Raw genomic sequence first — 14,290 nt, forward strand, 5'->3', positions numbered from 1 at the left:
ACTATTCTACATACTTTGTTTTCTTAAGAGTACTTAAGATAATAAATGATATTAAAAAGAAAATAGCCAAACATAATACACTCCACTGCATTGAGTTTGTAATTGCATATAAAGCACCATAAACAGCGGTTCCTAATACGATTGCTATTTTTTCAGTAACATCATAAAAACTAAAGTAAGTAGCATGATCTTCAGTTTCTGGTAATAATTTAGAATAAGTAGATCTTGTTAACGATTGAATAGCTCCTTGTACCAAACCTAATAAACCTCCTAGTCCATAAAAATATAATTCAACATTCTCTTGACTTTTGTCTAGCATAAATGCTGAAAAACAAACTAGCATCCATATTCCTATAGTAACTTTTAAAGCTGTAAAATTTCCATATCTATCAGAAAATCTTGAAAAGAAAAAAGCTCCTACAATAGCTACTACTTGAACCAATAATATGGTAATTATCATGTTTGTTGAAGGTAACTCTAATTCAGTAGAACCAAAAATGGCTGCCATTAAAATTATGGTTTGAACTCCAATACTTAAAAAGAAAAAAGCTACTAAAAACTTCTTTAAAGTAGGATAATTTAAAACCTCTTTAAAAACAATTTGTAACTCTCTATATCCTTTCCATATATAATCATTGTCAGGCTGCTTATTATAAATATCATCTGGTAGCTTACGAAAAGTAATTTGTGCAAAACCAATCCACCAAATCCCTACCATTACAAAAGAAAGTCTCGAAGCCATTCCTGTGGTAATTCCTAGAGCATCAGGAAACATAATCATTCCTAAATTGATAATTAATAAAATTACAGATCCAATATAACCATATATAAAACCTTTTGCGCTTGCTCTATCCTGTTGCTCTGGTAGTGCTATTTCTGGTAAATAAGCATTGTAAAACACCCAACTTGCCCAAAAACCAATACTTGCTAAGATGGTAAACCAAATTCCAATCCATACAGTATCTACTCCATCAAAAAAGTATAATGATGCTACAGACAAACCTCCTAACCAACAAAAGAACTTCATAAACTTTTTCTTACTCCCTGTATAATCAGCAATACCCGATAAAATAGGTGAAATAAAAGCAACTACTAAAAAAGAGAAAGATAAAGCATAACTATACAAACTATCTGGATGCTCCCAATCCATTCCTAAAAAACGAACTGTTTTACCTTTGGTTACAGCACTATAATACAATGGAAAAACGGCTGTACTAATTACTAATGAATATACTGAATTAGCCCAATCGTAAAATGCCCAGGCATTAATTAGCTTCTTATCTCCTATTTTATACATATTTATTCTATTCTTTATACAAAAAAAACCGTTCAAAAAAATGAACGGTTTGCAATATAATATAAATTATTGAGTGCTATTATTTTTTAGCAGGCACATTGTATTTTGCTGCTAAACTCCTTGCTTCAGGTAAAAATGCTCTTAATGTTTTAATACGTTCTTCATTTGAAGGGTGTGTACTTAATATTTGTGCAGGCTGTTTACCTTTAGCACGTTGACTCATTCGTACCCATACCTCAGCAGCTTCTTCTCCATTATATCCAGCCATAATCATAAAAACTAATCCTAACTTATCTGCTTCCGTCTCATGCTTTCTACTAAAAGGTAACATAACTCCTACTTGAGAACCTATACCATATGCCATATTCCAAATTTTAGCATTCTCACTATTTTGAGTCCCTAAAGCCACTGCTGCACCACCTAATTGTTGTAACTGTCCAGTAGACATACGCTCTTGTCCATGCTTAGCAAAAGCATGAGCTACCTCATGTCCCATAACAGCAGCTACACCATCTTCATTTGCACACATTGGTAAAATTCCTGTATAAAAAACCACTTTTCCTCCTGGTAAACACCAAGCATTTACTGTTTTGTCTTCTATTAAATTAAATTCCCATTTATAAGCATTTGCTTCTGCTACCATTCCATTAGCTCTCATAAATCGATCAACAGCTGCTGAAATTTTCTTCCCTACTCTTTTTATCTGATTTGATTTAGCTACATTTTTAGACAGTTTATTTTTTTCTAAAAATCCTTTATACTGAGCAAAACTTGCTGGAAGCACCTGAGAATCACTTACAAAATTAATACGTTTCCTTCCTGTAATTGGCACCGTGCTACACTGTATTAAAAATACTGTTAAAAAAGCTAAGGCTATACTTCTTTTCATTATTAATGTTTTTATTTGTTTGAGTTATATAATTATGACACATCATTCAAAATAATGTCACAATTTTAGAACGCTTTATATCATTTAAAATTACAAATTCTATCTTTATCCAAAAAATCAATTTCATGAATTTTATGAATTCAAATATATTTCCTCCTAGTTTAACAATTCCTAAACCAGTTATTGCTATCGCTAAGTTTACACAATTTTTTTCAACTTCTTTAACTGCTAAACTTGCTTCAAAGCTTTTTATAACTCCTATTGGTTTTTCAATACCAAAAAGAGAAAAAGTAATGTTGGAAAGTGCTCAAAAGAAAACGATAAATGTACCTTCAATAAATCAAAACATTCAAGTTTTATCTTATGGATATTCCAAAAAGAAAGTTTTATTAGTTCATGGTTGGGCAGGTAGAAGTACACAACTATTTATGATTGCCGATAAACTTTTAGAAAAAGGATATATGGTAATTTCTTTTGATGGACCGGCACATGGAGCCTCTACAGGAAAAACTACTATGATGCCTGATTTTTTAGATACTATTAGTGAAATTGATCAACAGTTTGGGCCTTTTGAAGCTGCTGTGGGACATTCTTTTGGAGGAATGTGTTTATACAATAGTATTGATAGAGACAATTTTAATATTAAAAAACTAGTTACTATTGGTTCTGCTGATAAAATTTCAGATGTGATTCTAAATTTCACCAACAACTTAAAAGTGAAACCTATAGTTGCTAAAAAGATTAAAGCTAAATTTGACAAACAATGGCAAACTAATATTGATAAACATTCTTCAAGTACTGTAGCAAGAAGCGTTTCTATTCCAACTTTAGTTATTCATGACTCTCAAGATGGAGATGTTCCTGTAAGTTGCGCACAAAACATTCGTCAAAATTTAAAAAGCGGAAAATTACTCATTACACAAGGTTTAGGGCATACTAAAATTTTGCGTGATAAAAATGTAATAAACCGTGCCGTTAATTTTATTATACAAAACGAATGAAACAATTATTAGCTATCTTATTTTTAGGACTTTTTATTAGCTGTGTAGGAAATGCTCAAACTAAAAAAAGTGAAAAAAAGTACAAAGTTGAAAAAACAGCTTCTGAGTGGAAAAAAACACTGACTCCAAAACAATACTATATACTTAGAGAAGCTGGAACAGAACGCCCATTTAGTAGTAAATTAAACAAAGTTTATTCTAAAGGAACTTATGTATGTGCAGGTTGTGATACTCCTTTGTATAAATCTGAACACAAATTTGATTCTGGTTCTGGTTGGCCTTCTTTTGATAGAGAAGTAAAAGGTAATGTTGAACTGGATGTTGATTATAAAATAGGATATGCTCGTACTGAGTTAAAGTGTAATACTTGTGGTGGACATTTAGGACATTCTTTTAACGACGGACCTCGAGATACTACAGGAAAGCGTCATTGTATTAATGGAGCTGCTTTAAAATTTATTCCAAAGAAATAAATTCAAAAAAACAACGTAAATTAGAGCTAATTAAACTAGCTCTTTTTTTATGGATACATCTTACTTAACTAGCGTTAAAAAACAATTTGAATACTATAAAAGTTTAGGCGATAAAACTTTTATTCAGCTTACTGAAGAACAATTTTTTTGGCTTCCAAATGCTGATGATAATTCTATAGCTATTATTGTAAAACATATAGCTGGAAACATGCTTTCTAGATGGACAAATTTTTTAACTGAAGATGGTGAAAAAGAATGGCGAAATAGAGATGATGAATTCATCAACTCTTTTACCACTAAAGAAGAAGTTATTGCTTATTGGGAAAATGGATGGCAATGTCTTTTTAAGGCTTTAAATTCTATAACTGAAGAGAATTCTGACACTATTGTTTATATCAGAAACCAAGGGCACACAATTACTGAAGCTATAAACCGACAATTATGTCATTATTCATATCATGTAGGACAAATAGTGTTCTTAGGAAGGTTACTTTTAGGTAAAAATTGGAAATCATTATCTATAGCAAAAAATACTTCTAAAGATTATAATGCAGAGAAATTTTCAAAAGAAAAATCACGTACACATTTTACCGATGATTTATAAGTAAAATTATAAATTTGCACTATGCAAAATTATCTTTTTACTTCAGATCGTTTAGGTTTTAGAAATTGGACAGATTCTGACCTTGACGCTTTACATGAGATTAATTCTAATCCAGAAGTTATGCGTTATTTTCCTACTATTTTAAAAAAAGAGCAAACGCTAGACTTTATTCATCGAATGCAAAAACAATTTAATGAAAAGGAACTTTGTTATTTTGCTGTAGAAATTATAGAAACTAAAGAATTTATTGGTTTTATTGGTCTTTCTGAACAAACCTATGCTGTCGATTTTAATCCTTCTATTGATATTGGCTGGAGATTACATCCTAATTTTTGGGGCAAAGGTTATGCTACTGAAGGAGCTAAAAGATGCCTTGAATATGGTTTTTCTCAATTAAAACTTAAAGAAATTGTTTCTGTTGCTCCTATTGTTAATACTCCTTCAATTATAGTGATGGAAAAAATCAATATGAAAAAAGTAAAAGAATTTAAGCATCCTCTTTTAGGCAACTTTCCTAAAATAGAAGCTTGTGTTTTGTATAAAATTAGTGATTAATTACCTTCAAACCAGCTTTTAAAAGCAGATACTTTTTCTCTACTTACAATAATTTCTTTCTCTACATTTACTTTAGGAGTTATTTTTAAACGACTATTTGAGTATACTATAACATCTTCTACTCCATTAAGACTTACAATAAAAGTTCTATTTACTCTAAAAAACTCTGAGGGCTCTAAAACTTTAATTAAGTCTTCAAGCTTATAATCTAAAATATACTTTTTATTTTCTTTAGTTACTAAATAAACTGTTCTTCCTTCAGCATAGAAAAGCAATATATCTGTAGTTTTTATAGAATGAATATGATTACCTAAACGAACTAAAAATCGATCTTTTGTTTTTAATTTTGTTACACTACTTTTTACTTTATTGATAGCTTCTTCATTTACAAACAAACTTTCCATTGTTTTTAGTTTCACCATTGCCTTAGATACATCGGTAAATGTTATTGGCTTTAGTAAATAATCAATACTATTTACTTTAAATGCATCTATTGCATATTCATCAAAAGCGGTAGTAAATATTACTGGCTTCGTTATTTTTACTTGATTAAATATTTCAAAACTCAAACCATCTGTTAACTGAATATCCATAAAAGCAACATCATAATCAATTCCTTTTTCAAACCAAGTTACTGCGTCTACTATACTACTTAGTTTTATTAAAACAGATACATTTGAATTATACTTTTGTATATATCGCTCTAACTTTTCTGCTGCTAAATGCTCGTCTTCTACAATTACTATCTTCATCTCTTTAAGCTTTTTCTATAGTTAATTTTGGTAGTAAAATTTTTCTCATTGCACTTGTTTCTTCTATTTGAATCTCATAAGTACTATAAATACTAAAAACTCTTTCTATTTCTTTTAAATTTTCAGGTTTAAACTGTGTTGTAATCTTATCATTCGGACTATATTCAATAACCCAATAGTTTTCCTCTTCTTTAAGAGAAATCTCTAATATTAAAGAAGAAGTTATTGTTGTTCTTACAATTTGTTCTATAACAAACAACAAACTTTTAGGTACTGTTAGAAAGTTAGACACTATTTCATTTATTAAAACTATATTTCTATAGGGTAAATAATTAAACAAATTAATTAATTCGTTTACTATTTCTATTTCCTCTTCAATAGTTACTAATTGTTTTTTGTTACTTGATAGTATGTATCTATAAATAGTTGCTAAATAATCTATGAAATCATCTGCTTTATTTTTTTCTTGCTGTATAAGAATTAACAATACCTCTAAGCTTTCAAATAACAACTTAGGGTTTATACCTTGTTTAAAATCTATAAAATCGGCCTCTATAATTTGTTTTATTTCCTGCTCTTTAAATAGTTTTTCTGTATTTGTTTTATGTAAATACTGATTGCTTATAAATAATAAAATATAAATAAGTGTTACTACACTGAAAACACTATTAAAAAGCCATAACTCTTCAGAATTTGGTGAAAAACCTAATACTTGTTTATAGTACACTGTAATAGACACACTAACTATTATAATACATAAAAACAGTGAAACAATTATTTGCAATCCTATATTCAATAAGATACTTTCTAACTTAGGTACTTTTTTAAAAAGGATAAGTAATATTCTAGAAAACTCTTGAACAATGTATGATAATCCTATGCATACATACAGTTCTTCTCCTAAAAATTGCTCTTGTAATTGTGACACATTGTTATTTACTAGCAGTATCAGTAAATAAATAACGGCCCCACTAAATACCGGACTTAATAACCTAAATAAAGGCTTATGGATAAATAATTTTTTCATCGTATGATAGGTATTTTAACAACAAAATTATTTCCATTGGTTATGATAATTCCTTCACCATGTAACAATAAGTATCTAGAACTAATATTTTTCAATCCAATTTTAAAAGAGTTTACTTTATATGGCATTGAAGTTATATTATTTTGAATAGTAATATGTTTTTGATCTGAAGTAATATGAATAGACAATGGTTCTTCATTACTCATAGTGTTATGTTTTACCGCATTCTCTATCAACATTTGTAAAGCTAAAGGTGGTATTTTAGTTTCTAATAAATTATCATTTATTGAAATTTCACAACTAAATTTATTTTCAAAACGAGTTTCAACTAAATAAATATAAGAATGTACAAACTCCAATTCTTCTCGTATCGTTATCAATTTTGAATGATAACTTTTTAAGGTATAATCGTACATTTTTGCCAGCTTACGGATAAAAAGCTTAGCTCTAGTTTCATCTTTATAAATTAATGATGAAATTGTATTCAAACCATTGAATAAAAAATGAGGACTCAATTGAGATTTTAAAGCATTTAATTGTAATTCTACTTGCTTTCTCTCCTGCTTTACTTCTTCTACCTGTAAAGAAGCATAAGAATAATAAGAATAAAGAGCAAAATATATTATTTGATATATAATAGTTAGTATAAATAAGAGTATTCCAAATTTTATAAATACTGGTTGATATTTACTTAATATACCTTCGATGTCAGAAAGGTTATAAATACTAAAAAGAATAAAAAACAACGAAAAAGACAATACAAAATGCGTTATAATTCCTAATAACAATCGAGTTCCAACTTGCTTTTTCCAAGGAATACTTTTATCTAAAAGTTTTGTTATTAGATAACAACAATACCCTATAACTACACCACTAAGTGCTGTCAGAAAAAATTGAGATAGTGTAAAATCTTGCTGCTCACTAACTAGTAAATAATACCCTAGTAAAGCTCCAATTAAAACTCCTAATAAAGTTATGAAAAAATGTTTTTTCACTTTAGGTTGATTGATTAGCTGATTGATTTTTTGCATGAAACTAAGGTAAGTAAATTTCGTTCTGAATATTTACTTACCTCAGTGAAGTTTTTAATAAATAGCCTTCATAGCTCTTCCAAAATAGGTATCAGAACTTATTGATTTAGCTACATTCATGTAAGCATCTTTTACTCTTTGACTACTATTCTTTACTTGAGAACCGAAAGCAACCAAAGAACTCGATAGATAATTATTTGAACTAATGCTCTTCTTCATAGATTCAAATGTTTTTATCAATTGACTTTCTGTTAATCTCTTCTTTGCTAATTTTTTATAAATTCCAGAAGCGTAATAATCAGAACTCACATTTTTAGATATTAATTCTAATAATTTATCTAATGATTTATTATCTAAATCTTTTTTTAGTAATTCTTTTATAATGTTTGATGCATAATGATCTGATCCTACATCATCCATAGAAGAAATAAAAGTATCATAGTTTTCAGAAGATAAATTCTTCTTTTTTAAAGCTTTCTTTAAAACTTGCGCTTTATAATAATCAGAACCAATACTTTTTGAAAGTTTCATAATTTTATCCATATTCGACTTATTCAACTCTCTATTTTTTAGAATATCTGATAAAACTTGCGATAAATAATAGTCCGAACCAATACTACTTGAAATTTGTAATAAATCTGTTAATTGATTATCTGAAATTCCATCAGTTTTTATAGCTTTTCTTAATACTTGCGATAAGTAATAATCAGATTTTATGTTTTCTGAAGCTCTGATATAAGCCGATAACGTTTGTGAATTACTTAAAAATGCTTTTTGATTTTTTTGCAATGTTTGCGATAAATAATAATCAGACTTTATGTTCTTTCCTGCCGACTGTAATACTTTAACTAAAGCATCATTATTTAAATCTTTTTCTAGTAAGAATCCGAAGTATTTAGACTGTACAAAATCACTTTGTAGCTCTCTAATTTCAGCCAACACAGCATCAACCCCTCCTTTATTATAAAACCTATTTACTCTAGACTCAGCTGCTATTACTGTAGTCCTTACTATTTCTGGTAAAATTTCAGCTAACCATGCTTTTCCTTCAGGGTTATATGCTTTTTCATTCCACCCAACATAATACCTTTTATTCAACTTTCCACTTTCAGCTTCAATAACAACTTTTCGTTTTTTACCAAAACTCGATTTTTTTATAATGATAAAACCTCCTCTTGAAATAGCTATGATATCTTTATCGTCATCAGATAAAGTAATATCTCCCTCATATTCAACACTAAAATTATTTTTATCATTCTTCACATTAATTCTATGTACTCCTGTTTCTGTTGAAGTAACATGTGTGTAGTTATCTGAAGATTTTTTTTGTGCAAAAATAAAAGTAGTACTAAGTACAAATAAAAAAGCAGCTACACTTATAGCTCTTTTTAAATTAAATATTGATTTCATAATGTTTATTTTTTCATTTGGACACCTCAAAAGTATTTCCTCATTGGAATAAAAAAAAACTCAATGTAGTGAACTGCAGAATTTATGTATTCAATTGTATTTCTTTTTAAATTTCATATTTTTAAACCTCTAAATAATATTATTTATGAATAAAGAAGGTATAGTTAATTTACTAGAAGAAAAGCATCAGGAATTTTTTAAATGGGTAGAAAATCAGCCAGAAGATAGTTTTGAAAAAGGACCTGAAGGTAAATGGACTTTAGGACAACATACGGTTCATTTAGTGGATTCTTTAAAAAAATTAAACACAGCTCTGAGTGTTCCTAAATTTATTCTCAAATATAAATTTGGCGTTTCAAATCGTGCACTTCGTTCATACGATGAAATCTCAAAACGCTATCAAGAAAAACTTTCTAAAAATCTTGATAAAGCTAGAGAATTTAATAGTTCAGTAAAAACACCAAGCAAAAAAAAGTTTCAACAACTACTTACTACTCTTCAAGTTCAAAACAAAAAATTACAGTATAAAACACAGCATTGGAAAGACAAAGATTTAGATGATTTAATTTTACCACACCCCCTAATGGGAAAAATGCCTGTTCGTGAAATAATTATGTGGACAGCCTATCATACTGATCATCACCTGAATATTTTAAAAGAGAAACATTAATTTTAATTTTTCTATTTAAAATTAAAAATATTCAGATAAACTGCTTATAAAAACCTACAGTCCTAACAACTAAATTATTATATTTGTGCCTCTAAAAATGAAGTAGACACATGTTTAATAATTTAAGCGAAAAGTTAGATAAAGCGTTACATACGCTGAAAGGACACGGAAAAATTACCGAAGTTAATGTTGCTGAGACACTAAAAGAAGTTCGTAGAGCTTTATTAGATGCCGATGTTAACTTTAAGATAGCCAAAGAGTTTACTAAAAGAGTACAGAAAAAAGCCATAGGACAAGATGTATTAACTACATTAAATCCTGGTCAGTTAATGGTAAAGTTAGTTAAAGACGAATTAACTGAATTAATGGGTGGAGATACTGTTGGTATCAACTTAAAAGGTTCTCTTACGGTTATTCTAATGTCTGGTTTACAAGGTTCGGGTAAAACAACCTTCTCTGGTAAATTAGCTAACTTCTTAAAAACAAAGAAATCTAAACAAGTTTTATTAGTAGGATGTGATGTTTATCGTCCAGCCGCTATTAATCAATTACAAGTTGTTGGAGAACAAATTGGTGTTGATGTTTATGCTGAAGAGGGGAACCAAAATCCTGTAGAGATTTCATTAAACGCTATTAAGCATGCAAAAGCAAACGGTAAAAATGTAGTTATTATAGATACCGCTGGTCGTTTAGCTGTTGATGAAGAAATGATGAATGAAATTTCTAACATTCATAAAGCTGTAACTCCACAAGAAACATTATTTGTTGTAGATTCTATGACAGGTCAAGATGCTGTAAATACAGCAAAAGCATTTAACGATGTTTTAAATTTTGATGGTGTAGTTCTTACAAAATTAGATGGTGATACACGAGGTGGAGCTGCATTATCTATTAAAACGGTAGTAAACAAACCAATAAAGTTTATCGGTACAGGTGAAAAAATGGATGCAATTGATGTATTCCACCCTGATCGTATGGCTGATCGTATTTTAGGAATGGGAGACGTTGTTTCGTTAGTAGAACGTGCTCAAGAACAATACGATGAAGAAGAAGCTAGAAAATTACAAAAGAAAATTGCTAAAAATCAATTTGGTTTTGATGACTTTTTAAGTCAAATACAGCAAATCAAAAAGATGGGTAGCATGAAAGATTTAGTAGGAATGATTCCTGGTGCTGGAAAAGCTTTAAAAGATGTTGATATAGACGACAATGCTTTTAAAGGGATTGAAGCTATTATTCAATCCATGACACCACTTGAAAGAAGTACTCCTTCTACTATAAATGCAAGCCGTAAGAAAAGGATTGCAAAAGGTTCAGGAACCTCTGTACAAGAAGTAAATCAACTGATGAAACAATTCAACCAAATGAGCAAAATGATGAAAATGATGCAAGGTGGTGGCGGAAGAAAAATGATGCAAATGATGAAAGGTATGAGATAATATAAAGAGAAGTTACGGCTTCTCTTTTTTTTATATACAACTTAACAACAAACCCACAACACACTAAAAATGATTTTACTAGACGGTAAAAAAACATCCGCCAACATTAAAGAAGAAATTGCTCTAGAAGTATTAGAATTAAAAAACCAAGATAAAAAAACACCTCATTTAGCTGCTGTGATAGTAGGTAATGACGGAGCGAGTTTAACCTATGTAAATGCTAAAGTAAAAGCTTGCGAGCGTGTTGGTTTTGAATCGACTTTAATTAGATTACCTGAAGAAACTACTGAAGAAGAATTATTAAACGAAATAAATATTTTAAATGTTGACAATGATATCGACGGTTTTATAGTTCAACTCCCTCTACCCGATCACATTGATGAACAAAAAATAATAATGGCGATAGATCCTAATAAGGATGTAGACGGTTTTCATCCAACTAATGTTGGAAAAATGGCTTTAAACTTACCTACTTTTATCTCTGCTACACCTTTTGGTATTTTAGAATTATTAGATCGTTATAATGTAGAAACTAGTGGTAAAAATGTAGTTGTAATTGGACGTAGTCATATCGTTGGAAGTCCAATGAGTATATTACTATCTCAAAAAAGAAAAGTAGGTAATGCTACAGTTACTTTAACTCATAGTAGAACTCAAAACTTAAAAGAAATAACTTTACAAGCAGATATTATTATAGCAGCTATTGGTATTCCTGAGTTTTTAAAGGCAGATATGGTTAAAGATAATGTAACTGTAATTGATGTTGGAATCACTCGTGTTGCCGATCCTTCTAAAAAAAGAGGTTTTCGTTTAGTAGGTGATGTTGCTTTTGATGAAGTTTCTAAAAAATCAGATTTTATAACTCCTGTTCCTGGTGGAGTTGGACCAATGACTATTGCTATGTTATTAAAAAACACCTTACTATCAGTAAAAAATAAACAAGCTTAGTTTTTAAACTACTATATAAAATATAATGGAGATGTTATTAAAAGTAACACCTCCATTTTTTATTTATTTAAAGTTTAATCTAAAAAGTAAATATTATAGAAAATATTTAAAGTACTACCATCAACTTTATTTACAAATACATGTTGGCGATTCCAATCTAATGCATCTAAAATAGTATTACTTGCACCTGGCCTACCACCATGTCCAGTCCAAGTTTTAGACGCTGCGCTATATTCGTAAAATACTGGAGCAACTCCTCCATTAGGTAAAACTGTACAAGTTGCATCACATTCTCTAGCTGTTGATACAACTCTAAAACGCTCTCCATTAATTTCATCTATGTCAAAGTCTACAAAACGACTTCCTCCTAAAATACTATAACTATTGCTATACTTATAATAATCTCTTTGAGTATGCTCTACTCCGTAACCCCACCAAAAAGGACTAACAACATCATACCATTGATTTAAATCTCTATCGTATTTTTGTACTTTAAACCACCCTTGAATTTCTAAACCTGAGGTATTATGATCGTATGAATAATAATCTAATAAAACTGCTGTAGGATTAAAACGTACTCTTCTTCTAGTTACTAACTCACAATTTCTTTGTGTATATTTTACATTACTAACTACCTTAAATGGAGAATTATTAGACACATAATTAACCTTGTATGAAATTGGATACCCTGGATTAGTTCTAGATACATTTGCTCCTTTTTCTAAGAATGCATTTATCGCATTTAAATCACCAGCCATTGCTCTTAATCCAGCTGTAATTCCTGGCTGAGCATCACCTCCTATTTGTTTAACTTTTACTGTAGTATTCTGTAATGTTTGGCTATATTTTGTTGACACATCTGCTGTTACAGAACCTATTGCTCCTTTATAGGCAAAATTTAATGCAGCAGATACATTTCTAGCACTTTCAGATGATTCATAGATTAAAGTAAATAATCTACCATAAGTAACAGATTCTACATAACCAGCAGGATTCATATCAACATTCGAAACTTCACTTTTAAAATCGGTTACATAAGGAGCTAAATCGTTTGGAGTAACATTAGAATTATACCAACCTCTTTTCCCTATTAACTGAGATTTAGGAGTCACAGTTGCTGTAAAAAAACGTTGCTTTAATGTTACAACATAGCGAGTTTTTTGCTCGTTAAAATTGATACCTAATTCTCCAGCAACATCAACTCCATAACCAGAATATCCAGCTTTTAAAGCAAATTGTAAATCACTTGCATTATGAACTCTTTCTATAGAAACTTCAAACGCCGCTGGAAAGCTAGCACCAGAGTCATAGTAATTCCCCAGAATTCTATTTAACTCATTTCTAACAGTACCAGGAGAAGGGCTTCCCACTACTGTAGACGTTGATGCAGCTGTTCCAGAAATGACGTCTAAACCTATTTCTATTGAGTTTCTATCCGCTCCATAAAAAGGAACAGATGTTGGTGCTCCGTCTTGAATTGATCTTAAAGCAACTATATTACCTGGCCATAATAAACTACCATTAGGGTTAATTAAGAAGAAATTAGAATCAGTTTTATCAAAACTTACTTCTTTTTCTACACAATTAGCTTCTACTTCTGATCTTGAGGCTAGATTATTCTTAATTTCTTTGACTTCTAAATTGCTAATTCCATCAGGGATATTTTCATTTAAAAATTGTCCTTTTGATAATTCTAAGTTTTTTTCTACTAAAACCTCATCATTTTTACATGATACAACCATTGCTAAACACAATGAAAGTATTGTATATCTAATATATTTTTTCACGTTGAAAAATATTTTTTTGTTAATTATAATTTTGATTTAATAAAAAATAAGGGAAACAAATCAGCCAAACCGTTTGTTCAAAAAGGTATTCCTACCGAAGTAATTAATCTCTTTATGTTATATTTCTAAGAAATGAAATATTTTCATAAGTAGACTTTACACAATAATGAAGTTATATAGCTTCATTATGTAATTCAATTGCATCCGGGGGGCTATGCTATCGCTTATTTTTTCAATAACCAACTATAATTTATAGATGACTAGTATACTTAACTAAAGTTTAATTATTGGCTGCCAAAACTACAGCTTTATATCTAAAAAACAACACTTTAATGAAAATTATTTATTTTTTTTCTAAAAAAATTACAAATACCCTATTAAAACAAGGGTTTCCATGAATTAATTTT

14 protein-coding genes are annotated in these 14,290 nt (G+C 29.6%); 7 read left to right on the forward strand and 7 right to left on the reverse strand.

Features of this window, described 5'->3' with window-relative positions; translation table 11 throughout:
- Window position 1: 1 nt before the first annotated feature.
- Together F7018_RS08340 and F7018_RS08345 are read right to left on the reverse strand one after the other, a co-directional pair.
- Window positions 2-1,297, reverse strand: coding sequence for an MFS transporter (locus F7018_RS08340; RefSeq protein WP_150899587.1), 1,296 nt, complete (start codon window positions 1,295-1,297; stop codon window positions 2-4).
- Window positions 1,298-1,376: 79 nt separating this feature from the next.
- The gene (locus F7018_RS08345) at window positions 1,377-2,186 is read right to left on the reverse strand and encodes a M48 family metallopeptidase (RefSeq protein WP_150899588.1); all 810 of its coding nucleotides are present in this window, start codon (window positions 2,184-2,186) and stop codon (window positions 1,377-1,379) included.
- Window positions 2,187-2,311: 125 nt separating this feature from the next.
- Between F7018_RS08345 and F7018_RS08350 the strand changes: the two genes are divergently transcribed.
- From F7018_RS08350 to F7018_RS08365, 4 genes are read left to right on the forward strand one after another with little or no spacing between them, the layout of a single operon-like run.
- Complete coding sequence (locus F7018_RS08350) at window positions 2,312-3,187, forward strand: alpha/beta hydrolase (RefSeq protein WP_150899589.1); 876 nt, start codon at window positions 2,312-2,314, stop codon at window positions 3,185-3,187.
- Window positions 3,184-3,660 carry a peptide-methionine (R)-S-oxide reductase MsrB gene (gene msrB / locus F7018_RS08355; RefSeq protein ID WP_150899590.1) on the forward strand — a complete coding sequence of 159 codons (477 nt, stop codon included), beginning with the start codon at window positions 3,184-3,186 and terminating at the stop codon, window positions 3,658-3,660. Before F7018_RS08350 ends, msrB begins: the two co-directional genes overlap by 4 nt.
- A 49-nt stretch (window positions 3,661-3,709) precedes the next feature.
- The gene (locus tag F7018_RS08360) at window positions 3,710-4,264 is read left to right on the forward strand and encodes a DUF1572 family protein (protein WP_150899591.1); all 555 of its coding nucleotides are present in this window, start codon (window positions 3,710-3,712) and stop codon (window positions 4,262-4,264) included.
- A 21-nt stretch (window positions 4,265-4,285) separates the two neighbouring features.
- Window positions 4,286-4,819 carry a GNAT family N-acetyltransferase gene (locus F7018_RS08365; protein WP_150899592.1) on the forward strand — a complete coding sequence of 178 codons (534 nt, stop codon included), beginning with the start codon at window positions 4,286-4,288 and terminating at the stop codon, window positions 4,817-4,819.
- Here F7018_RS08365 and F7018_RS08370 read toward each other — a convergent pair.
- From F7018_RS08370 to F7018_RS08385, 4 genes are read right to left on the reverse strand one after another with little or no spacing between them, the layout of a single operon-like run.
- On the reverse strand, window positions 4,816-5,571 hold the full coding sequence (locus F7018_RS08370; RefSeq protein ID WP_150899593.1) for a LytR/AlgR family response regulator transcription factor: 756 nt from the start codon (window positions 5,569-5,571) through the stop codon (window positions 4,816-4,818). The genes F7018_RS08365 and F7018_RS08370 overlap by 4 nt on opposite strands.
- Before the next feature lie 4 nt (window positions 5,572-5,575).
- A complete protein-coding gene (locus F7018_RS08375; protein WP_150899594.1) occupies window positions 5,576-6,598 on the reverse strand; it encodes a histidine kinase in 1,023 nt (340 codons plus the stop codon).
- Window positions 6,595-7,629 carry a sensor histidine kinase gene (locus tag F7018_RS08380; RefSeq protein WP_150899595.1) on the reverse strand — a complete coding sequence of 345 codons (1,035 nt, stop codon included), beginning with the start codon at window positions 7,627-7,629 and terminating at the stop codon, window positions 6,595-6,597. The genes F7018_RS08375 and F7018_RS08380 overlap by 4 nt, the downstream gene beginning before the upstream one ends.
- 54 nt (window positions 7,630-7,683) lie before the next feature.
- Entirely contained in the window at window positions 7,684-9,039 is a 1,356-nt protein-coding gene (locus F7018_RS08385; protein WP_150899596.1) for a hypothetical protein, read from the reverse strand.
- Window positions 9,040-9,184: 145 nt separating this feature from the next.
- On the opposite strand from F7018_RS08385, the gene F7018_RS08390 reads away from it, so the two are divergent.
- From F7018_RS08390 to folD, 3 genes are all read left to right on the forward strand, one after another.
- Window positions 9,185-9,709 carry a DinB family protein gene (locus F7018_RS08390; RefSeq protein ID WP_150899597.1) on the forward strand — a complete coding sequence of 175 codons (525 nt, stop codon included), beginning with the start codon at window positions 9,185-9,187 and terminating at the stop codon, window positions 9,707-9,709.
- Window positions 9,710-9,819: 110 nt separating this feature from the next.
- Window positions 9,820-11,148, forward strand: a complete 1,329-nt coding sequence (gene ffh / locus F7018_RS08395) for a signal recognition particle protein (RefSeq protein ID WP_150899598.1) — start codon at window positions 9,820-9,822, stop codon at window positions 11,146-11,148.
- Window positions 11,149-11,217: 69 nt separating this feature from the next.
- On the forward strand, window positions 11,218-12,096 hold the full coding sequence (gene folD, locus F7018_RS08400; protein ID WP_150899599.1) for a bifunctional methylenetetrahydrofolate dehydrogenase/methenyltetrahydrofolate cyclohydrolase FolD: 879 nt from the start codon (window positions 11,218-11,220) through the stop codon (window positions 12,094-12,096).
- A 74-nt stretch (window positions 12,097-12,170) separates the two neighbouring features.
- Here the strand turns inward: folD and F7018_RS08405 are convergent, their stop codons facing one another.
- Window positions 12,171-13,883 (reverse strand): thiol-activated cytolysin family protein, encoded by a 1,713-nt coding sequence (locus F7018_RS08405; protein ID WP_150899600.1) that lies wholly within the window; start codon window positions 13,881-13,883, stop codon window positions 12,171-12,173.
- Window positions 13,884-14,290 lie beyond the last annotated feature (407 nt).

The organism is Tenacibaculum aiptasiae (genome assembly GCF_008806755.1).
GTDB classification, from domain to species: domain Bacteria; phylum Bacteroidota; class Bacteroidia; order Flavobacteriales; family Flavobacteriaceae; genus Polaribacter; species Polaribacter aiptasiae.